This is a genomic window from Borrelia persica No12 (genome assembly GCF_000500045.1).
In the GTDB taxonomy this organism is placed as follows: Bacteria; Spirochaetota; Spirochaetia; order Borreliales; family Borreliaceae; genus Borrelia; species Borrelia persica.
Genome location: NZ_AYOT01000046.1, coordinates 1 through 1,034 on the forward strand (window position 1 = coordinate 1; position 1,034 = coordinate 1,034).

The following is a 1,034-nucleotide window of genomic DNA, read 5'->3' on the forward strand; positions in this document are numbered from 1 at the left end:
AAAGGAAGTGTTGCTTATTATGTGCAAAACATGGAACTAATGCCTACTCATAAAGAAGCAATATTAGAATATCTAACACAACTTCTAAAAGACAATTTAAAAGATAAATTCATTATTGGAAATTTTGATTTTAATGAGCTTTTTGATAACGAACCCCAAAATATAAATTCGCAAAATACAAAACTCATAAAAGAAAAAATAGAATCAAAAAACAACGAACAACTTCATAAAAATCGCATGAGTATAATTTCGCATGTGCAAGATTCGGATGATATTAATAAAGCTAATATAAGCAATAAAAAAGAAAAGAATTCTAAAGAGAACTCAGAAATGCTTTTGAAAAAGGAAGATTTTTATAAAAAAAAGAAAAGAGATTGTAAAATAACAAGAAAAGACGTTGAGACAAGACTGCTATCTGACTATAAAATTAGCGAAAAGTATGTGAAGCAAATAAAAGAGCTAAGTAACAACGATTCGACATACATAAATGCTCTGCTAAATCTAGAGCAAGCAATAACTGATTATGGAATTGAATACAGTCTTGAAGACATTTTAGAGCATTTTTTAAAGCAATTCGCAAATAGATACAAGCACAAAGTCTGGATGATGATGAAAAGAGAAGATGGGATAATAAACGATTATGAAATAATTTGGGAAGGCAGATTTAGAGACTGGTATCCCAATAAGTACAAAAAGCGATGTGTTGAAAAATCGGTTTATGGTGAAAGCATATGCATTGGAAAAAAACTTGTAGAAAAAGAAAGAAAAAAAGCAACAAAAAATTTGGGCAATCATGAAACAGAAAAAAAAGCAGAAAAAGAGAAACGTAGGCTGGAATTACTGAGAAGAGAAGCCTATTTGCAAAAGCTGTTTGAACAGGAAGCGAAGGAGAGAAAAGAGAGGCTTAGAAGAGCAGAAGAAAAGCGGGTCCATTTAAAGGATCGGGAAAGAGAAAGTATTTTAGCGAATTTGAAGAAAAATATAGGTAATAATGCACAATCAAACGAAACAGAAAGTTTATTGGACAAAACGCC

General features: G+C 30.9%; 1 protein-coding gene. It reads left to right on the forward strand.

Translation table 11 applies throughout. From position 1 onward, the window contains the following. Nucleotides 1–30 precede the first annotated feature (30 nt). A partial coding sequence (locus U881_RS0100860; protein ID WP_235048105.1) for a plasmid maintenance protein occupies nucleotides 31–1,034 on the forward strand: 1,004 nt, incomplete at its 3' end.